The following is a 19,625-nucleotide window of genomic DNA, read 5'->3' on the forward strand; positions in this document are numbered from 1 at the left end:
CGGAGGGCCCGGCCTCTTACCCATACCCCACGAGTACGGCGTAAGATGGCCCCGGCCGTTTCAACGGCTCGGCCTCGCCGACTGGAGGACAAGATGGAGTACGCGCTGGATGGATATGGGTACTCGGTAGTGAGAGTGCTCCGCGACATGCTCCGACACAGGCAAAGCGATGGCGAGAAGGTCAACGATTCCTGGGCCGAGGCTCTCTTGCGGGCGATAGAGAGCGGGCGCAGTGAAGATATAATCGTGAAGTCATTGAGCAGGCTCCTGCTGGGTGACGAGCAGCCCGCGTTCGAGCAGCCACCCGAGCTACTCTCGACCCTTCGCTCGCTTGGGCATCACGGGCCTTTGAACGGCCTCGCGCTGCGTGTCGCTTCCGCCGCGAAGATCGCCTTCGACGTTTTCCAGCATACCCTCAAACCGCGCATCGCCGTTTGCTCGATCGAAAAAGGCGATCGAGGTGACGAGCACATGCTCCTGGGCATGTACTCGCCGACGCTGACCGCGGACGTTCGCGTGGGCGATAGCGTCGCAGCCGGAGTGCTCGTCGCGTTGCACGGGGAGCCTGGAGGAGGTGGCTGCCGGCTCGAGGTGCTGCCGCGGATGTACCGCAAGGTCTGCCAGAACGGCGCTATCGTCTTCCTGGAGGATGCTCGCTCCCACGAGCTCCACCTGCACCGGCACCTGCTCTCCGAGGCGGTGGAGCCGCTGGCTCACGTGCTCGAGCAAATGATCCGTGCCTGCTTCGATGCGACGGTGCTCGAGCCGGCCGTCGATAGCTTCCAGCGGAGCGCGAACGAGCCCCTCGGGGACGGGGGCCTCGCGGAATCGCTCGTCAGCGGCTTGAGCCCCGGGGTGATGCAAGCAGTGCTCAACCGCTACAGAACGGAGGGAGACTTCACCCGCTGGGGGCTCTTGAACGCCGTCACAGCCGAGGCACGGACCGCCCCGAGCGGCCTCTTGCTGCAGCTGGAGCGGCTCGGCGGCGAGCTCGCCAGGCAGTCGGTTGCCATGCGCGTGCACACACCAGGCAATGCCTCGCTGCCATACTCGAAGAAACTCACCGCTGCCTGAGCCGCCGCGGCGGTGGGCGAGGGACCACCTGCGACACCGTGGCCTCTCGCCTCCGCTACCCCTTCGTCCGGGCCGCACCCGGTCGATCAACTGAACGTGCCGCGGTAGGGCTCGGCCGCGTCGTCGCGTGTGTTCAGCTCGAACATGACGCCGCCCGGCGCGCGGCAGAAGAAGCGGGAGCCGCGTTCATGGCTGATCACCGGCGTCTCCATCGGCACGCCGTCGGCAGCCATCGCGGCGTGCAGCGCTTCGACGTCGGCCCGCGTGGGCAGCTCGAAGCCGACGTGGAAGGTGGTCGGCCAATGCGGCGCGGCGTCGCGCACGTTCTCGATGACGACGTCGAAGCCGGGCCGCTTCAAAATCCAGTGCAACGGGCTGTCCAGCGCGATCGAGAAGCCGAGGTACTTCGCGAAGAAAGCCGAGGTCTGCGCGGGGTCGTGGGACGGGAAGCTCAGATGGTTGAGCTTCATCGGGGCGAGCGTTGGGGTCATGGAAGGCTCCTCTCAGGGGGAGGGCGAACGGCGTGTTCGCGTGCCTTCATATTCAGCGGCGGGGTGCTTTCGGCCTACTCGCATCCGGCGCACACGGGCGCGCCGGTCGCTCACCGCCGATTGCTCACATTCGCGCGATGCCGAGGTAGCCGAACACCGCGGCGCACAGGCGCCGCTGCAGCGCCGCGGCGTCGGTGTCGCCACGCGCGCCGGCCGCATCGGTCAGCGCGCGCACGAGCTGCCCGAGATCGTCCGCGGCGACCTCCACGTCGGGCTGCGGCGGCAGGTCCGACCGCAGCAGGATCTGGAGGATCAGCCGGGCGAAGCCGCTATTGCCGTCCAGCGCCTCGCGGGTTTCGGGCCGCTCCTCCTCGACGTCCAGCAGCCTCGCCAGCTCCGGCCGGCCAAGCTGCTGGCGCACGGCCGCGCCGATCAGGTGCTCCAGCGACTCACGGCCGGTCGGCGCCGCGAGCGCGGCCAACACGTCGTCGTGGAAGCGCTCCTTCTCGCGCCGCATCAGCGCGATCAGCAGGGCGTCCTTGCCTGGGAAGTACTGGTACAGCGAGCCGATGCTGACGCCCGCGCGCTCGGCCACCGCGTTGGTGTTGAACGCAGCGAAGCCCTGGGCTTCCAGGAGCTGCGCGGCGGCCTCCAGGATAGAAGCCACCGTCTCGACTGCACGCGGCTGCGTGGGCTGCTTGCGCGGGCGCAGCGGCGCAGCGGCCGGTGCACCCTTCGCGCTGCGCGCCGTCCCGCCTGGAGGGAGCTGTGTGCCTCCGGGCGGCCGCGCCTGCATCCGTCGCGTCCTATTGGGGTCGCCTTGGGCCATGTTCAGGTGGAGCCCATTGTATCAGGTCTGCGCGAAGGCCTGATCGCGAAGCTCAGCACCGGGCCGTTCCAGCCCTCGGTCACGTCCGTCTCAGCGATGTCCGCCACATCCGGATGCGTCGCCACCGCCATGCGCCAGAAGCGCTGCGCGGCGACATTCTTGCGCGTGACCGCCGCCGCCCACGTCCCCGGCCAGCGCGAGAAGATTTCATGCGCCGCGCGCAGCCCCACGCCGCCGCGCCGGTGTTTCCGCGCCACGAAGAACTCCGCCATATTGCGGTCCGGTGTGCCGCCCAGGTGCGAGGTGCGGTTGAGCAGCGCAAAGCCCGCGATATGCCCGCCCACCCGCATCAGCAACGGAATGTGGTCCGGCTCGCGCCAGTAAGGCTCGAGCGGATACTCCGGAAACCGCCCCAGCGCATCGAGCTCGCCGCGCGCCTCCCCCGCCCACAGCTCGGAGAAGTCATGCGTGTAGAGCTGCATCATGTTGGCGATGGCCGCCCGCTCATCCGCCGAGGCGATGCTGATGTCGAGATCGCTCATGCCACGGTCTGTGCCAGCTTGCGCCGCGCCGATCAACATGGCGTGTGGAACTCGCCCGCCACGCGCGTTGCAACAAAATCCGCGTTGCCTCGGCGCCTCAGCACTCCGCAGCGGCGGCCCCGGGGAGTCCTTTGATACCTTCCCTGGTTCGCCCAAGAAGCGGACGGGGAATACCCGACCCGGGGCCGGGCCTTCCGTCCTCTTCTCGAACACCCTCCGGATGAAGCGTCGGCTCCGGAACGGGCGCTCGGAAGCGGTATGGCCCTCCCCCTCACGAGCAGGGGAAATCGACGGCATGCGCCGTGCTCCGCTCATCCTCACGCTTCTCCTGGTGGTTGCCTGCGGCTGCCGGAAGCAGCCTGCCCGTCCCCCTCCCGAGGAGGCCCCGCCTCCCGTGGAGGCGCGCCCGCCGCCCCAGACAACACCGCCGCCGGATGCAGGCCCAGCGCACGAGAGGGACCACGAGGCCACGGGAGGAATAGGAGGGATGGGCGCCGAGAAGCAATCCGAGGCGAAGAGGCAGCCGAAGGTCGTCAGGCCTGGCGACATCAGCCCGGAATTTCCCTGGCCTCCACCCGCTCCCAGCGCCTCCACCACGGTTCCAGGGAAATTCCTGCCAGCCCCCACCCGGGGCACCACGCTGGGACAGGTCGCCGATCGTCTGTCGAATGCCCTGCTGGCCGAGGGCTACTCCCAGCAGGCCTGGTTCCGGATTCCCCAGGGCTTCGCGCTCGTCACCCAGCTCGAGCAGATCCACGCGGATGGGACTCCGGTTCCGCCACCCGATCGGTGGGGGGACAGGCTCAGGCCGGAGAAGATTCGCAACCTGAGGGACTATCTGATGGGCCTGTTCGTGGCGCCCGCGGGCCGCTTCCGGCTCATCGTCTTCCTGGTCACCAGCGCCACCGTGCCCCGCGGAGCGCCGATTGGACGTGAGGAGGCCGAGCAATGGCTCTTGTCCGGCACGCTCGAGTTGGATCGCGCCATGCGAGCGGAACCCTATACGCTGGATCACAAAGTCCTCGTGTTCATCTATGAATACGAGAAGCCCTCATCCTCGGCGCGGGCAGACATTGTCATGCCCAGCGCCCTGTCGGCGTTGGAGCACCTGAAGGCCGCGGGAATCACCAACGCCCTCCAAGGTCAGCCATGAGCAGCATCGCCTCACCCGACACAGGCAGCACCGCGACTCCTTCTCGCCCCCACAGGCGGCCCGCCGTGCCGCGCAGGATGCGCCTCTCGGACTGCCAGCGCCGGCTGCTCCTCGTCTGGTACATCGGCGCGGCCCCCACCGTCCTCGTGCTGATTGCCCAGACGCTCCTGAGCCTCTACGAGGGTTATGGGTTGAACGCGAATGAGGTGTGGGGTTGGTTCCTGCCCACCGTGATGCCGACCCTGCTCCTGGTGACCGGCATCGTGGCCGCCGAGGCGCGCAATCCCTCTCCCCAGCAGCAGACCGTCGAGCGTTACTACTTCCGCCTGGCCTTCGGGCTCTCGCTCTTCTACCTCGTCGTGGTGAACCTGATCCTGCTCGCCATGCCCTTCATCCTCCAGCAGGTCGACGAGGCTCAGGACATCATCCTCTATCTGAACAAGAGCAACCTCTTCCTCGGTCCGGTCCAGGGGCTGGTCGGCGCCGCGATGGGAGCCGTGTTCACCTCGACGAAGTGAGCCCGCTCCGCCGCGCCTGCCACTCGGGCCGCTCCCCCAAGCAGGGGCGAAGCTAGAGGACGAAGTGCTCTCCGAGGAGCAGCTCGACGACTGGCGGCGCCGCCTGGCGGAGACCCACTAGCCGGGTGCCGGGTTGGCTGAAAGCCCGCAGGCCGAGCGGAGCGTCCCCTCCCCGCCTTCCCGGAGCAGCGGGCCCCTGCGTCCATGGAAAAACAAGTCCGGCAGATACTTCTCTGGCAAATGGCAATCAGAGGGTATGAGGAACGCCCATGAGCGACGAGCGCACGCCTGCCGAGCCCGAGGTCATGGAGCCCACGTTCTGGCGGAAGAACGGCTGGACGGCCAGGGTCATCAAGAACGAAGAGGACGACGGCTGGGCCGTGGAAATCCGCAAGCAGGGGCTCGCCGAGCCCGTCCTCATCAGTCCGTGGGTGATGGGCCGCGATAAAAAGAACCCCAAGCCCTTCGATGCGACGGCGTTCGCGACCTTCGTGAAAACGGCCTCGGAGGTCCTGGACCGCTCCGCGCGACAGCGCGACCAGGCCATGACCAAGAAGCTCTCCATCGCCTGGGAGGGCCGCTGGTACGAGGTTCGGCTCGAGATCGTGGCCGATGAGTATGAGCCCCACGCACTGCTCTCAGCCGTCGACGACGCTGGCGCGACCGTCGCGAAGCATCGCGTGCCCGTGAACTTCAAGTTCAACAGAGACGTCGCCAACGAGTGGGTGCGCGGCGGCTTCTGCGAGCCCTGAGATGACTCTCCTCTGGCGCGCAGGGGGTCGCGCAGCCCACGGGGAGGAGGAGGGCCTCGGAGCTTGAGCGCATGCTGCCCCGGCTAGCAGTTGCGGACAGGCCTGTCGACAGGACCTTGCCAGCGGGTGAGGGATTTGTCATGGGAACCGAGTCCCGCGCTGTGACGCCTTTGGGGATGCAGCGGCGGCCGCACCCCGGGGGGAGACAGGGGCGGCGAACAGGGTGTGCCGTCCGAGCCATCGCTCTACTTGAGCGCGCCGTTGCCGTTCGTCCGTCCCAGCACCTTCAGACGCCTGGCCGCGTTGGCGTGCGTGGGCTCCAGGGTCAGCACGTGCTGGTAGGCCTTGATGGCCAGTTCGGTGTCCTTGTTGACTTCATACGCTTCGGCCAGGCTATCGAACGTATTACTGCTCTCCGGATGCAGGAGGGTATTCAGCTTGAATATCTCGATGGCTGCCCTGGGGTTCTTGTGCTTGCGCAGCAGTTCATAACCCCAGAGGTTGATCTGCACTTCACTCAGCTCGAATTTTGGATCGCGCTGGTGAAGGGCCTGATAGACCTCATGCGCATGTTCGAAGCCACGCTTGGCCAAGTCGGCGGCCATCGTTGCCTGCGTCGGTGGCGCTCCGGTGGAGCGGCGCGCGTCGACCGAAATCATGTGCGGCGGCGCACCATTCTTCACGCCTGAATTGCCGAGGAAGGCCAGTCCCCCCGCATCGTTCTTCAGATAGGCATTGAGGAACTGAAGTACGTAGCGCGCCGTCCAGCTGTAGGCCAGCGAGACCTCTTCCAGTGAGTAATCCGCGAACGCATCCGCCGGCATCAAACGCAGATAGGTCGACGAGAAGTTGGGATGCACCATCGGATGCATCGTGACGATATAGACGTCCGAGTACTTCAGGTTGTTGAGAACACTGTTGGGGGACGCCTTCCCGCGCGCGATCAACTGCTCCAGCGTGAGGGGCTGCGCCGCCATGTACAGCATCGGCACCGCCACCCGCGAGGGAGTCACGTATCCAGCCGCGTCCACCAGATTCGGGAAATAGCGCACCGAGCCGTCCAGGTTGACCAGGGCCTTGATCCGGCTGTCGCGCGCCGCCGCGAACACGTTCGAAATGCCGCCCCAGCTGAAGCCCATCACGGCGATTCTGCGGGTATCGGCCTGCGGCAAGGCGTGCGCATACCCAATCAGGAACGAGATGTCCGCCGCCTGGGTCTCGATGCCTTCGACATCGTCGGTCATCGCGCGCGTATGTGCGCCCATGTCCGGGCTGGCGATCACGATGTACCCCTGGCTGGCGAGAAACTCGCACAGGTCGGCATTCTCGGCCGAGGACGCATTGAAACTGGGCGCGTAGATGACCACCGGAAACCGGCCGGCTTCCGGCGTCGCGTCGCGCACCGCCCACATCGGACGGGTGGTCGCCTGGAGCAACTCGCCGTCACTCAGGCCGGTAATGGACCTGGCCCACACGGCCGTCTCGGCGGTGATCTCGGCGTCGCTCCGGCCGAACACTTCCTCGGTCGCGGACAGACGCAGATAGTCGTTGAAGACCACCGGTGTCCCTCCCTTCGAAGCCGGATACCAGATGACCGTCTGGATCGGCCGTGCACGCTCGCCTTGGGTGGGCAGGCCGGTGACCAGGTCGATGTCGCCCTTGTAGGCACGCGAGTAGTCGTACTGGTGCACGACGCGCAGGCCGACGCCGTGGGCACCTCGCGCATTGGAGAAGGTGAAGTTGGACGCGGCGTGGGCGAGCGACGCCGCACCGCACAGGAGCAGAACTAGAAGTGAACGCATCGGGTCCTCGGTGGGCACGCTCCATATCGCAAAAACCGGGCGCGCACCCGGGGCGTGGCGGAGGATGGCACACGGGACTCACTGCCTCGTGTCAGGGCCCTGTGCTCCCCGATGCGCGCCTCGCCTCCGTGCGAAGGCCGACAGCGCGGTCCAGTATCGGGGTGCTGTTGACGCAGCGGATGAGGGATTCTCCGTCCGGGCCCGCCGCCTTCGTGGACTTCTGGCGCTCGGCCTACGAGGCGCTCCAGGGTTGAGGAGCGGCTGCGTCGCGATGCTTTTTTAGCATCTCTCCACGTGGAGGGCGTGTGGCACGGTGAAGCGTTCCCTCACCCAGGTGCCACATGCCTCCACGCTCCTACCGTATCGACGTACCGCAGGACGTCCTCACCGACCTGCATCGCCGCCTCGACAACACTCGTTTCCCCAATCCACTACCCGGTGGCCCGTGGGAGCACGGGGCGGAGCTCTCCTACGTGCGCGAGCTGTGCACGTACTGGCGGCACCAGTACGACTGGCGCCGGCACGAGGCCGAGCTCAATCGCTACCCTCAATTCATGTGCGAGGTGGATGGCGTGGACATCCATTTCTGGCATGTCCGGGGGAAGGGGCCGTCTCCCCTGCCCTTGCTGCTGACCCACGGCTGGCCCGGCTCCATCTACGAATTCCATCACCTCATCGGCCCGCTGACGGATCCGGCGGCGCACGGGGGAGACGCGGCGGACGCGTTCGACGTGGTCATCCCCTCGCTGCCCGGCTACGGCTTCAGCGGGAAGCCGCGCGAGCCGGGGTGGAATGCCTCGCGAGTCGCCGCGGCGTTCGATCGGCTCATGACGGAGCACCTGGGCCATCCGCGTTATGGCGCACAGGGAGGAGATTGGGGATGCATCGTCTCGACGATGCTCGGGGTGGAGCATGCGGAGCACCTGGTGGGCATCCATCTCAATATGGCGTTCGCGGGGCCGCCGCCCGGAGAAGAGCAAAGCGAGCTGGCGCAAGCCTATGGCCAGAAGGCGGCGGCGCTCCTGGCGACAGAGCTGAGCCACACTCAGGTCCAGAGCACCAAGCCCATGTCCCTGGCCATCGGGCAGAGCGACTCACCCGCGGGGCTCGCCGCGTGGATCGTCGAAAAGTTCCGGACCTGGAGTGATTGCGGTGGGGAGCTGGAGCGAGTGCTCTCCAAGGACTGGCTGCTGACCAACCTGATGTTCTATTGGGCGACGAACAGCGCCGCGAGTGCGGCCAATCTGTACTACGAGACATTTGGCGTGCGGCACGTGGATCAGCGCAGCCCGGTGCGGGTGCCCACGGCGGTGGCGGTGTTCCCCAAGGAGATTCCCCTGCCCCCTCGGCGCTGGTTGGAAGCCCGGTACAACCTGAGGCGCTACACGGAGATGGCACGGGGAGGCCACTTCGCCTCCGTCGACGCGCCCGAGCTGTTCCTCGAGGACGTGCGAGCGTTCTTCCGGGAGATTCGCTAGGGACACTCCCGGGACCTCAATAACTACCCCTACTCGCCCCTGGCACCGCTCATCAACGAGTGCGTGAGCTGCCTGAACACCAAGGGCTGGTGGCGGGACCTACGACATCGGGGCTCTATTGGGGCGTGGACTCCATCGAGTGGCTGAAGCAGCCCTACGTCTCGTCGACCGGTATCTATCTGCCGGGTCAGCCCTGGGAGGACAACTGGCCTGGAGGAGCGCGATCCGTGTGCCTCAACACCCAGGCCAATGCCGTCATCGTGGTGAGCGGTGGGGCGCCCTATTCCGACAACACGGTGCCCATCACCCGGATGATGGAGCTCCTCAAGGCGAAGGAAGCCAGGCACGACGATGGCTCGTTGCTCAGGTTCGACCCGTCCAGCCCGGACACGAATCCCGACGTGGGCGGCGTGAACTACTGCGATCGGTTCGGCGCCACCAAGGCGGCGTGCGACTACACCGACTACAACTGGCCGGCCGGCCACGGCGTGGGCAACAAGAACTTCATGGATGACGTGGCGTTCTTCATGTCTCACATGGATCTGCGCGACGACATGCCGGGCAAGCAGACGATGCGTACGTTCGTCATCGGCTATGGAGACAGCCACCCCATGCTCAAGAGCATCGCGATGGCGGGCAAGGGCAGCTTCTTCCGTGCGGACAAGCCGGGCGAGCTGCGGGACTTCATCATGTTCGCGCTCGGCCAGAGCCGCATGAACAACGCCTGCTCCGCGCCGTAGCGGCATGGCCCCCTCTCCCTCTGGGAGCTGAGCATTCGCCACATTTCTCCAACTGGAGGAATGTGGCACCGCATTCCGTGACTCGAGAAGTCAGCCCTGAGCCCGCGCGGGCTCAGCGGTACTTCTCGATGAACTGAGTCACCGCGGTGAGGAAGGCCTCGGGCTCCTCGAAGGGTGGCATGTGCGCGGACTTCTCGAAGATGACGAGGAACTTGTGCTCGGGAGGTGTACCCAGGTTGTCATAGGCGTCGTGCGCCATGGCGACCGGGACCGCGCCGTCGTGCCGCCCCCACAGCACGAGTGAGGGGATGGTGATGCGCGAGAGCTTCGGGGACATCTGCAGCGCGTCGTAGAAGGCGTCGTCGGAGAGGAGCTTCTCGAGGACGGTACCGTCGTTCGTGAGCTGGGCCCCCAACGAGAAGGGCGAGAAGAGCAGCAGATCCGCACCACCGCCGGGCGAATTCGACGGATGATAGAAGTAGCCCCCCGCCTTGATGCACAGGCTCTGCCATTTCCAAAGGTTGTCGCTGCTCATCCGCGTCCCCTTCATCGACTCGGCCCACTCGGGAACACCGCGCCACGCGTCCACCTCCTCGCCCGCAGCCAGCTTCCGCTCGGCGTGGACCTTCACGTAGTCGAGCGCGAAGTCCCAGTTCTTCTGCCAGTCGTGGTTGCCATCCTGGTCGATCCATCCGGCCACGCCCTCCTGGTGCTTGAGGAGGTAGGCGGTCCCCAGGGTGCCTCCCCAACTCGGGCCGAAGAGGAAGAGCTTCTGGACATCATGGCGCTGGCGAAGCGTGCTGATGACGGCGTGGGTGTCCGCGACGAACTGCTCGAGAGAGAGCGTCTCGGGTGTGGGGTTGCCCTGGGCCACCCCGGCGGCGCGCTGGTCCCAGTAGACGACGGCGTACTTCTCCTCGAGGGACTCCGTGACGGGCGACACATAGGAGATGCCCGAATCGCCAGGGCCTCCGGCGAGCACCACCATGAAGACACCGGAGTCCGTGTTGCCACGCACCCACACCGGCAGGTCCGCGCCGGCACTGCGCACGAAGAAGAAATCGCCCTCGGTCTGGAACCGGCCGCAGCCAGTCAGGAGCGCGGCGAGCAACAGGGCGACGGTCGCGAGGGTTCTCATTGGAAGCGGACTCCGAGTTGCACGGCCGCATGGGGCAACAGCCGCTGGTTGAAGGGGAATTGACCGAAGAGCGTCATGCGGGTGAAGAGGGCAAGCGGGGCCACCCCATTGCGTTGCAGGTCCCAGCCCAGGCCCAGGCTGGCGGTGGGCATGAGGGCAGGCCTGCCAGCATCCGCGGCCGGCTGCACGGCGCCGTCCGGCGAGACCCCATAGGCCGGGCCTTGCAGGAAGGTGTGCAGGTAACCAGCACCGGCGAGCAGCTCTCCATACAGGCCAAAGGAAGCCGTGAGGCGTCCGCCTACCTCGGCGGAGGCGAAGAGCCCCACGTGGTTGCGCGGATGGACGTAGCCGCCCAGATTGCCCGTCAGAACGACGGCACCGCTGCCACCACGGACCAGGCTCAGCTCCGTCCCAACGGTAAGTCCCGGATGAACGAGCGTCTCTCCAAAGTACGCCACGGTCAGCGGAAGACGCGTCGGCGATTCATCGGCGCGTGCCGGGGAAGAGAGAAGAGCGGCAGCAGCTATCACGGCGGCGAGCGCCAGCCGCGCGGATGGGCGAGACAAGATGGGCCCGAGACGCAGGGGCGTTCCAGCCTGGGTGACGGGTAACTGAAAATCCATGGGTGCTGTTCCTCCTCCCCATGGAACACCGCGGCCCCGTCAAACCGTCACCGCGCTTGCGCGGAGGGCACTGATGAACGCCTGACGGCACGTGCGACTTCGAGGGCGCGTCCGTGTACCTTTGACACCGTCAGGGGAAACACCGTCTCGGGTCTCGGGCGCCTCGGATGCCCAGGCGAACGCGGCCAGGTTGAAGGCCATGCCAGGAAGGAGCCGCAGAAGGAGAGGACGCCGCGAATGGACTTTCGCGGAACTGCTGAGCAAGACGTTCGACTTCGCTATCCTCTTGCCATGAAGACCATCCTGTCCGCCTCTCTCTTCGCCGCGTCCCTCGCCTACGGCCAGCTCCCGGAGCTCGCCAAGGCGTCCGCTGAGGGTCTGCCCCCGAAGAGCGCCGCCAGCATTTGTATAAAGCCGACGGTGCCCGAGAGCGTGGCGAAGAAGTGGCGGGATGTCCAATTCCCCCTGGGCGGCCTGGACGCCCCCATCGTGTCGTGCCACGACAACAAGGAGAAGTTCAAAGTCGGGTACCACTTCAAGCTCTTCGTCGGCCCCGGCACCGACTTCCCCGACGCCGTCTGCAGAATCGACTACCTACACAAGCCCGAGGAGCTCCAGAATGCGTGCTGGAACGCCTGCATCGAGCAGAAGAAACTGTGCGACAAGTCGTTCACTGCGAAAAACAAAGCTGACAGCAAAACGCTCTGCGATGCCCAACTGCTCGCATGCAAGAACGTCAACGACAGGTCACGTTTTCCAATCGTCATCAATGATCTGAATGATAAACTCTGCAAAAATCCCGGCTAACTCTAGCCGCCCGCCCCTCCGAAGCCCCTCGCCGGACGGCCCACACGCCCGGCCGGCGACGAACGGCGTCCCCGAACAGTTCCGCTAGTCGTCGTCCTCCCCGAGGACGCGGAGGCGCTTGTGGCCCACACACCTGGGCGACCGACGTGCCGCTCTGCAGCCACATCTCGCCCTTGGGACCCTCCTCGTTTCGCGCCGGGTCGCGTCCCTCGAGTTCTTTGACACCTCTCGGGAGCCATCCCACGCTTCTCTTGGACAGGGGCTCAACATGAACGAGGAGCAGTGGGAAGAGCAGGTGCGTGCCATCACCCACGAGGTGCTGGCCGGTGTGCAGAACGTGGCGCTCTACACGGGCGGGCCGGGGCACTGGGGGGTGGGGATCGATCTCATCAGTGACCTGGGCCAGGTCTTGGAAAGGAAGATCGTCTCGACCCGGGGCGAGGTGGTGAAGCCCATGCTGGCCGCCCGGCTCGGGCTCTCCGCGAAGATGGAGGAACTCGCCCGACGGCTGGGGGCCTTGGGAGTGCGGCCCGAGGACACTCTGGCTCCTTGGGAGAAGGAGGTGCACGCCATCGCCCGGGAGGTGCTGGAGGCTGCCGGTGAAGATGCGGAGGTACGCCTCGACGAGGCTGGACATTGGAGGGTCGGGCTCGAGGTATTCGACGAAGAGCGGTTCGAGCTCCGTTTCCGGGTGCTCGCCACCACGCGGGGCGACGTGCCCTTGCCGCTGCTCGCCGAGAAGCTCGGGCTCTCCGCGCAGGCGGCGGAGCTCGCGCGGCGGCTGGGGGCCCTGGGAGTGCGGCCCGAGGACACTCCGCTTCCCGAGGAGGAGGCCGCGATGATTCCCGAAGCCGTCGAGGCCTTGCGCCTCGGGCTGGATATCGGGGTCCACTCCCTCCCGCGGCTCCTGGATGATTGCTCGCACAGCAGCTGGACCGAGCTGGGAGACGAGCGCGCGCTCCGAAAGGTGCTGAAGGAGTTCTCCCAGGACGTCCGCAAGCGCCTGGAGGAAGAGAAGGCCTGGCCCGAGGTCCTCGAGGCGGACCGGCTGGAGGCCGCCTTCAAGGACCTGCTGGACTCGGGCATCGTGGCGCAGATGGGCGGGGGCAACACGCTGAGCTCGGGCTGGAGCGCCGTCCGGGAAGAAGCGGACGAGCTGCGGGAGCGCGGACTGGAGCTCTGGGGCGCGGCGTTCTTCCACGAGCAGGATATCGAGTCGGCGCTTGCGGGAGGCTCGCTGCACATCGCCTTCGGTGAGCTGGACGAGGAGCCCTCCGACAAGGACGTGCAGACGGGTCAGGCCGTCGTCGAGGCCCTCCGGAAGCATGGCTTCGAGCCAGATTGGAATGGCAGCGCGGACACCCGCATCCAGGTGCTTCCTCGCTTCACCTGGCGGCGCAGGCGCTCGCGAGTCGATACGCTCGAGCACCTCTCGATCGGCACCTTCCCCGCCGACCTGGTGGAGCTGCTCCCCCAGCTACGCACGATCTGGATGCGGGCCGCAGAGCTGTACCTGTATGACCTGGCCGGGATGTGGTCGGACAGCGTCGAGCAGCTCACCCTCGAGTACGACTCCGAGGGAGATGCACTGGAGGCGCTGGCCGACGTGACGGCGCTCGTGAAGAAGCGCTTCCCTCGGCTCCAGACGCTCATCGTCAAGGACCGCAACTCCTTCGAGGAGACCGTCACCCTCTCGGGGTGAGGAGGCCGCCGAGAAGGGTGTCAGACGACTCGGAGGGCGAGAGGTACCAGAACGAGTTCTTCTACATCTTCCCTGGGCTGGACAGGGCCATCAGCAAACACGCCACGCGGTGCGCGCTGGAGCCGCATGGTGAGCGTCCAGGCAGGCCAGGAGTGCCCGCATCCTCAGAGCGGAGGGGCGAGATGGCCCCACTTCTTCCGGCAGAGCTGCAATATCTCATACATGTCGTCCTTGGGATTGATGTGCCAGTCCCTGATCAACCTGCCTTGCTCATCCCACCGCTTCTCCGCTATCCCCACCCCGAGCTCACCGAGCATTTCGTGGATGAGGCGTCCCTGCTCGTCCCACTTGCGCAAATACCCGTGGAGACTTCCATACCAGAGGTTTGCTTCTTTCCCGAGCTGGCCGGAGGGGTACCACGCGCGCTTCAATCCATGCTCGACTCCGTCGAGGTGAGGCACTTCGCTCTGGAGCTTGCCGTCGGGGAAGAACTCGACGGCAATTCCCGTGAAGGGCTTGCCCTCCCAGACCATCAACTGCTCATCACCGATATCGAGTTCATCGTGGAGGACGCGAAGGGTTTCTGTCATGGCAGGACCTTGACTTCTGGGGGGACAATCGCCTCGCAGTTTGGACAAGGCGGTGGAACGCCCTCGATCTTCCTCGGGCCTTTGAGAGTGCGGTTGTGGAGTACGAACTCGGAGAGTTCCTGGGGTTGTACTGGGCGGCCCAGCGCCGCCTCGCGTTCAAACAAAGCTCGATTCAAGGCGACGATTTCGGAGTGTGAACCCGGCTTCCCTGCGCGCGGCGGCGTGACTCCCCCCGTTTTTTCGAGGTAATCAGCAAGCCTTTTCTTGAGGAGCGGATGCAGGTTGAGAAGAGGCTCCTCTTGATTGAGCCCAAAGAACGTCCTTCCCGTCCGCGTGTCGAGAACGCCCGTCAGGACAGGGCCGCGCTGCTCAAGCGAAAGCACCTCGACCATATGAGCGGCGCGCAGGCGGACTGCCTCGACGAAGGCACGCTCTACCTCCGGTGTCATGTAAGGCGCGGAGCTCCCTCTTGCAGACAGCGGATGGGCGAGGCCCATCGCCCTCTCCACGGCCACTCCCACCGCCAGCGCAGCGAAGAACTCCGCCGCTGCTCCGAGTCGGAACACGTCTTGTTGCGTGAACATCTCCTTGCCGCTGCCTACCTGCCAGCCCCGCTCCAGCGCGAAGTGCAGCGGGTTGGAGTCCCTGAACAACCCGTACAGGCCCAGGTGCAGCCGGATGGTGGCGGGATGCGACCACACGTAGTGGGAGACAATGCTCCTCCTGTTCGCGAAGTGGGCGTACCGCTGTGCCACATCCAAACCTCTGCCGAAGAGTTGCTCCGCTTCTCGAGCTTCCTTCGGAGTCAGATTTCCGGGGTCGATCGGTGGCCGCATGCGCAGGGGAGCGGAGACGGTAGGAGAGGTCATGGCCTGAAGATACTCGCGCTCCCAGTAGGAGAGCGGGTGAAGCCACTGGTCGGGATGGGCCCCGGGCTCCGAGCCCCACCAGGCGGCCACGTCCCCAGGCTTCCCCAGGCGGACGAGTTGCTGGATCACATCGCGCCCGCTGAAGACACGGACCCCCTCGGCCGTTGGCGCTTCGGGTTGGGGGGAGTCGCCCCCATGGCTGACTCGCCTGATGGAGAAGGTCGCGGAGCGGGCGGGCGGGGCTTTCGTCTCCGTGCGCAGGCCGATGGAACCGGGTAGGCGCCCCCAGCTACCGTCGGGGCTCTGCAGCGGCTGGTCTGACGCAAGGTAGGGTGCCACGGCCTGGCACCAAAACAGCTCGCAACCCTCCGAGTCGCAGAGGGCGAGCACGCTGGTTTCGCCGCACTCGTCCTCCAGGATTTCCAGCCTATCGGCAACGGCTCCCTGCTCTCCTCGGGAAGGCCTCGTCGTCGCGCAAGCGACCAGCAAGCCGCACAGCATCAGGCCTATATAGCGCACAGGAAGTCCTCCGTGGAAACACGCATTCCATGATTTCACGGAAGACTGACAGACTCGCCATGCTGTCCAGTGCACAACAGACCGGCGATGGCCGCGGGCGCGTTCTGGCAAGCAAATCAGAGCGCCCCGGCGTCGTTGCCCGCGTCGCCAGGACCATGGAGCTGCCCACCTGCGTATCCGACAGCCCCGCTCACTCTCCAAAGGGAGAGGAGCGAGTCCTCAGTTGCCCATCCAGCGGTTCGGTGAGCCCGGCGGCGCCGTGCGCGTCGACGCGGGCCGGTTGGGCTCCAGCTCGTGCTTGATGCCGTCCGGCCTCGCCATGTGGATGCGCGTCATCGCGTCGATCAGCGTCACGCCCATCAGCAGCGCCAGGAACACCACCGACACCGGAAACACCACGCGCCTCGCGCCCTGCTGCTCAATCAGGTGCATGAAGAACGTGGCCACCAGAAAGGTCTTCACCACCGCGATGAACAGCGACACCGGCAGCGAGTACGGCCCCAGTTGCACCTTCGTCCCGAGCACCCACGTCAGCACCGTGAGCACCGCCAGCACCACCCAGATGCCCACGTAGCCCCACGCGGACTTCTCCTTGGCCTCCGCTTGCTCCTTCATGGCGCGCCCCCGTCACTCCACCAGGTACAGCAGTGGGAAGATGAACAGCCAGAAGATATCCACCAGGTGCCAGTACAGCCCGCCCACCTCCACCGGGATGTGGTACTCGGCCGAGTACTTCCCCATCACCAAGCCCCACACCAGCCACGCCAGTATCCCGAGCGCCACCATCATGTGGATGGCGTGCAGCCCCGTGAGCAGGAAATACAGCGTGTAGAACATCGCCCCGCCTTTCTGGGGCAACTCGGCGAAGTGATAGAACTCGCCCGGCAGCGCGCCTTCCTTGTAGTGCTCGTAGTACTCCCAGAACTTGATGACGAGGAATCCCACGCCCATCACGATGGCCACCCCGAGCACCCCCGCCGTCAGGAATTGCTTCCCCTTGCGGATGAAGTGCACCGCGAGCGCCACGAGGAGGCTGCTCGTCACCAAGAGCAGCGTCTGCACCATGGCCCAGTCCGCCTTCAGGTGCTTGCTCGCCTCGTGGAACACCTCCGGGTAGTAGTACCGGTACACCGCGTACCCGACGAACAGGTTCGTGAAGAGCAGCACCTCCGAGCCCAGGAAAATCCACATGCCCAGCTGGGCCGCGTGGTTCTGGTTCTCCGGGCCGCTGAAATGGTCTTCCCAGGGGGACGATTCAGTAGACACGGGGCGCCTCGGGGACGGTGTAGTCGTGGACCTCGTTCTCGAAGCGCGGAGACTCGGTGAAGTTGTGCGGCGCGGGCGGCGAGCCACTGAACCACTCGTACCCGCGCGAGCCCCACGGGTTGGGCGAGCTCACAGGCCCGTACCTCAGCGACCACAGCAAATAGATGGCAATCAGCACGAACCCGAACGCGAGCAGCGACGCGCCCGCCGTGCTCAGCACGTGCAGCCACTGCATCTCCTTGGGGTACTCGTAGTAGCGCCGCGGCATCCCCATGTTCCCCAGGAGGAACTGCGGCAGGAACGTCACGATGAACCCGAAGATGATGGTGATGGCCGCCAGGAAGCTCCAGCGCTCGGGGTAGAGCCGCCCGAACATCTTCGGCCACCAGTAGTGCAGTGCTGACAGGAAGGCCATCAGCACCGCGCCCACCATGATGTAGTGGAAGTGCGCCACCACGAAGTACGTGTCGTGCCAGTGGATGTCCAGGGACGTCGTCGCCACCGCCACGCCCGTCATCCCGCCGAACATCAGCAGGAAGATGAACCCGAGCACGTAGAGCAGCGGTACCTTCAAATCAATCGAGCCCCCATACATCGTGGCCACCCAGTTGAAGATCTTGATGGCCGTGAAGATGGCCACGAGCATGCTCAGCACGCCGAATATGCCCGAGGTGAACGTGGACTGGCCCGACACGAACATGTGGTGGCCCCACGAGAAGAAGCCCACGAAGGCAATGCCAAACGTGCTCACGGCGATCATCTTGTAGCCGAAGATGTTCTTGCGGCTGAAGGCACACACCACCTCGCTGATGACGCCCATGGCCGGGAGCACCATGATGTAGACGGCCGGGTGCGAGTAGAACCAGAACATGTGCTGGAAGAGCACCGGGTCTCCGCCGCGCGAGGGGTCGAAGATGCCCGAGCCCAGCACGCGCTCGACGAACACCAGCAGCAGCACCATGCCCAGCACCGGCGTGGCCACCACCTGGATGACGGACGTGCCGTAGATGGTCCACACGAAGAGCGGAATCCGCGTCCAGTGCATCCCCGGCGCCCGCAGCGTGTGCACGGTGGTGATGAAGTTGAGCCCGGTGATGATGGTGGAGAAGCCAATGATGAAGACGCCGAGGAGGATCGGCGTGAGCGCCGTGGGCGAGGTGGTGCTGTAGGGAGTGTAGAACGTCCACCCCGTGTCCGCGCCGCTCCACAGCATGCCGAACACCGTGAGCATCGCGCCCGCAAGGTAGATGTAGAACGAGGCGAGGTTGAGCCTCGGGAAGGCCACGTCCTTGGCCCCCAGCATGATGGGGAGCACGAAGTTGCCGAACGCCGAGGGAATGGCCGGAATCATGAACAGCCACACCATGGTCACCCCGTGCAGGGTGAACATGCGGTTGTACGTCAGGGGGCTCATGATGGTGGGCCCCGGGGTGAGCAGTTCGATTCGCAGCGCCATGGCGAACACGCCGCCGAGCAGCAGCGAGAAGATGACACCCACCAGGAACATCACCCCAATCCGCTTGTGGTCGCGCGTCAGCAGCCACGAGCGCACCGTCGTCTCGTGGTTGAGATAGGTGATGGCCGGCTGACTACTTTCCGCCGACGGGTTCATAGACCGGCCCCCTGGACTCGATGTTTTGAATCCGCGTGCTGCGCAGTGTCTTGATGTACTCGAGCAACGCCGCCACCTCGGCTGCCTCGAGCTGCCCCTGGAACGACGGCATCACCGGCTCGAAGCCCGCCACGACCTTCGCCAGCGGCTTCATCATCGACTCGGTGAGATAGGCCTCGTCCGCCAGCACCGTCTGGCCATTCGTCAGCCGCTCATGGCGCATGTACAGGTCCACCCACGTGGGCCCGATGTGCTGCGTCCCATCCACCGAGTGGCACTTGAGACAGCCCTTCTCCGCCGCCACCCGCTCGCCCCGCTCGGCCAGGGTGCCGCGCTCGGCGTACATGACTTCGCCGTGCGGCTCCTGCGCGTCGTAGCGCGCCGCCTTCCTCGCGGGGATTTGCGGCTCCTCCTTCTCCGGGCCGCTGGGCGTGGCGTCCCGGCGCGCCATGAGCCCCTGGCGCTGCTCCTTCATCCAGGACTCGTAGTCCCCGGGTGAGAGCGCCACGACCTCGGCCCACATCTCCGAGTGCTTCAGCCCGCAGTATTCCGCGCACATGACGCGGTAGCTGCCCGGCTTCACCACCTGGAACCATGTCTGGGTATAGGCGCCGGGAATCGCGTCCTGCTTGATGCGGAACGAGGGCACATAGAACGAGTGGATGACATCCCGGCTCGTGAGCAACAGCCGCACCGGTCTGCCCACCGGCACCCGGAGGACACCGAGGGAATTGGGGCCCTCGGGATAGGTGAACTTCCACATCCACTGCTTGCCCACCACGTAGACGTCCATGGCGTCCGGCGGTGGCGTCTGCATGCGGACGAAGTCGTGGTAGCCGATGAAGAACCACACGAGGAACGTGGTGAGCGGCACGCCAACGAAGAGCACCTCCCACAGGAGCGTCGTCTGTATCTTCGGCGTGACGTCCGTCTCCGAGCGCCTCCGGAAACGGATGAGGAAGTACGCCGCCACCCCGAAGATGAGCGTGGCCATCACCATCGCCGTGGTGATGATGACGTAGTGCAGATGGTCCACGTCCTTCGCCACGGTGGAGGCCTGCTCGGGCAGGAAGAGGATTCTGCGGAAGAGCTCCTCGAGCCACCCGCTCTCCGCCTGCGT

At 65.7% G+C, this 19,625-nt stretch carries 20 protein-coding genes; 8 read left to right on the forward strand and 12 right to left on the reverse strand.

Annotation, left to right across the window (positions count from 1 at the left end; translation table 11 throughout):
* The first annotated feature begins 93 nt into the window (after positions 1-93).
* Positions 94-1,074 carry a hypothetical protein gene (locus tag DAT35_RS48885; protein ID WP_108076252.1) on the forward strand — a complete coding sequence of 327 codons (981 nt, stop codon included), beginning with the start codon at positions 94-96 and terminating at the stop codon, positions 1,072-1,074.
* Between the two features lie 86 nt (positions 1,075-1,160).
* Here the strand turns inward: DAT35_RS48885 and DAT35_RS48890 are convergent, their stop codons facing one another.
* From DAT35_RS48890 to DAT35_RS48900, 3 genes are all read right to left on the reverse strand, one after another.
* The gene (locus DAT35_RS48890) at positions 1,161-1,565 is read right to left on the reverse strand and encodes a VOC family protein (RefSeq protein WP_199243235.1); all 405 of its coding nucleotides are present in this window, start codon (positions 1,563-1,565) and stop codon (positions 1,161-1,163) included.
* A gap of 124 nt (positions 1,566-1,689) precedes the next feature.
* The gene (locus DAT35_RS48895; protein WP_199243236.1) at positions 1,690-2,232 is read right to left on the reverse strand and encodes a TetR/AcrR family transcriptional regulator; all 543 of its coding nucleotides are present in this window, start codon (positions 2,230-2,232) and stop codon (positions 1,690-1,692) included.
* A 164-nt stretch (positions 2,233-2,396) separates the two neighbouring features.
* Positions 2,397-2,975 carry a GNAT family N-acetyltransferase gene (locus DAT35_RS48900; RefSeq protein WP_199243237.1) on the reverse strand — a complete coding sequence of 193 codons (579 nt, stop codon included), beginning with the start codon at positions 2,973-2,975 and terminating at the stop codon, positions 2,397-2,399.
* A gap of 448 nt (positions 2,976-3,423) precedes the next feature.
* On the opposite strand from DAT35_RS48900, the gene DAT35_RS48905 reads away from it, so the two are divergent.
* The 3 genes from DAT35_RS48905 (at position 3,424) to DAT35_RS48915 (ending at position 5,359) form a co-directional block, all read left to right on the forward strand.
* Positions 3,424-4,089 carry a hypothetical protein gene (locus tag DAT35_RS48905; protein ID WP_108076255.1) on the forward strand — a complete coding sequence of 222 codons (666 nt, stop codon included), beginning with the start codon at positions 3,424-3,426 and terminating at the stop codon, positions 4,087-4,089.
* A 65-nt stretch (positions 4,090-4,154) separates the two neighbouring features.
* The gene (locus DAT35_RS48910; protein ID WP_158502192.1) at positions 4,155-4,607 is read left to right on the forward strand and encodes a hypothetical protein; all 453 of its coding nucleotides are present in this window, start codon (positions 4,155-4,157) and stop codon (positions 4,605-4,607) included.
* Positions 4,608-4,876: 269 nt separating this feature from the next.
* Positions 4,877-5,359, forward strand: a complete 483-nt coding sequence (locus DAT35_RS48915) for a hypothetical protein (protein WP_108076257.1) — start codon at positions 4,877-4,879, stop codon at positions 5,357-5,359.
* Between the two features lie 245 nt (positions 5,360-5,604).
* On the opposite strand, the gene DAT35_RS48920 is transcribed toward DAT35_RS48915, so the two are convergent.
* Positions 5,605-7,179 (reverse strand): dienelactone hydrolase family protein, encoded by a 1,575-nt coding sequence (locus DAT35_RS48920; protein WP_199243238.1) that lies wholly within the window; start codon positions 7,177-7,179, stop codon positions 5,605-5,607.
* Positions 7,180-7,502: 323 nt separating this feature from the next.
* Between DAT35_RS48920 and DAT35_RS48925 the strand changes: the two genes are divergently transcribed.
* Both DAT35_RS48925 and DAT35_RS48930 read left to right on the forward strand, forming a co-directional pair.
* Positions 7,503-8,639: an epoxide hydrolase family protein gene (locus DAT35_RS48925; RefSeq protein WP_108076259.1), complete on the forward strand. Its 1,137-nt coding sequence runs from the start codon at positions 7,503-7,505 to the stop codon at positions 8,637-8,639.
* An 89-nt stretch (positions 8,640-8,728) separates the two neighbouring features.
* The gene (locus tag DAT35_RS48930) at positions 8,729-9,379 is read left to right on the forward strand and encodes a hypothetical protein (RefSeq protein WP_146210194.1); all 651 of its coding nucleotides are present in this window, start codon (positions 8,729-8,731) and stop codon (positions 9,377-9,379) included.
* 112 nt (positions 9,380-9,491) lie between these two features.
* Here the strand turns inward: DAT35_RS48930 and DAT35_RS48935 are convergent, their stop codons facing one another.
* Positions 9,492-10,517, reverse strand: coding sequence for an alpha/beta fold hydrolase (locus tag DAT35_RS48935; RefSeq protein WP_108076261.1), 1,026 nt, complete (start codon positions 10,515-10,517; stop codon positions 9,492-9,494).
* Positions 10,514-11,140: a hypothetical protein gene (locus DAT35_RS48940; RefSeq protein ID WP_146210195.1), complete on the reverse strand. Its 627-nt coding sequence runs from the start codon at positions 11,138-11,140 to the stop codon at positions 10,514-10,516. Before DAT35_RS48940 ends, DAT35_RS48935 begins: the two co-directional genes overlap by 4 nt.
* A 291-nt stretch (positions 11,141-11,431) precedes the next feature.
* Between DAT35_RS48940 and DAT35_RS48945 the strand changes: the two genes are divergently transcribed.
* Together DAT35_RS48945 and DAT35_RS48950 are read left to right on the forward strand one after the other, a co-directional pair.
* The gene (locus DAT35_RS48945; protein ID WP_108076263.1) at positions 11,432-11,947 is read left to right on the forward strand and encodes a hypothetical protein; all 516 of its coding nucleotides are present in this window, start codon (positions 11,432-11,434) and stop codon (positions 11,945-11,947) included.
* Positions 11,948-12,215: 268 nt separating this feature from the next.
* Entirely contained in the window at positions 12,216-13,649 is a 1,434-nt protein-coding gene (locus DAT35_RS48950; RefSeq protein WP_108076264.1) for a hypothetical protein, read from the forward strand.
* A 164-nt stretch (positions 13,650-13,813) separates the two neighbouring features.
* On the opposite strand, the gene DAT35_RS48955 is transcribed toward DAT35_RS48950, so the two are convergent.
* The 6 genes from DAT35_RS48955 to coxB form a co-directional block, all read right to left on the reverse strand.
* Entirely contained in the window at positions 13,814-14,239 is a 426-nt protein-coding gene (locus DAT35_RS48955; protein ID WP_108076265.1) for a toxin-antitoxin system YwqK family antitoxin, read from the reverse strand.
* Complete coding sequence (locus DAT35_RS48960) at positions 14,236-15,237, reverse strand: YwqJ-related putative deaminase (protein ID WP_158502193.1); 1,002 nt, start codon at positions 15,235-15,237, stop codon at positions 14,236-14,238. The genes DAT35_RS48955 and DAT35_RS48960 overlap by 4 nt, the downstream gene beginning before the upstream one ends.
* 609 nt (positions 15,238-15,846) lie before the next feature.
* On the reverse strand, positions 15,847-16,242 hold the full coding sequence (locus tag DAT35_RS48965; protein ID WP_108076267.1) for a cytochrome C oxidase subunit IV family protein: 396 nt from the start codon (positions 16,240-16,242) through the stop codon (positions 15,847-15,849).
* Between the two features lie 12 nt (positions 16,243-16,254).
* Positions 16,255-16,893: a cytochrome c oxidase subunit 3 gene (locus DAT35_RS48970; protein WP_108076268.1), complete on the reverse strand. Its 639-nt coding sequence runs from the start codon at positions 16,891-16,893 to the stop codon at positions 16,255-16,257.
* A complete protein-coding gene (locus tag DAT35_RS48975; RefSeq protein WP_108076269.1) occupies positions 16,883-18,505 on the reverse strand; it encodes a cbb3-type cytochrome c oxidase subunit I in 1,623 nt (540 codons plus the stop codon). The genes DAT35_RS48970 and DAT35_RS48975 overlap by 11 nt, the downstream gene beginning before the upstream one ends.
* Positions 18,483-19,583 carry a cytochrome c oxidase subunit II gene (gene coxB, locus DAT35_RS48980; protein WP_233262169.1) on the reverse strand — a complete coding sequence of 367 codons (1,101 nt, stop codon included), beginning with the start codon at positions 19,581-19,583 and terminating at the stop codon, positions 18,483-18,485. Before coxB ends, DAT35_RS48975 begins: the two co-directional genes overlap by 23 nt.
* Positions 19,584-19,625 lie beyond the last annotated feature (42 nt).

It is taken from the genome of Vitiosangium sp. GDMCC 1.1324 (assembly GCF_003044305.1).
Lineage (GTDB): Bacteria > Myxococcota > Myxococcia > Myxococcales > Myxococcaceae > Archangium.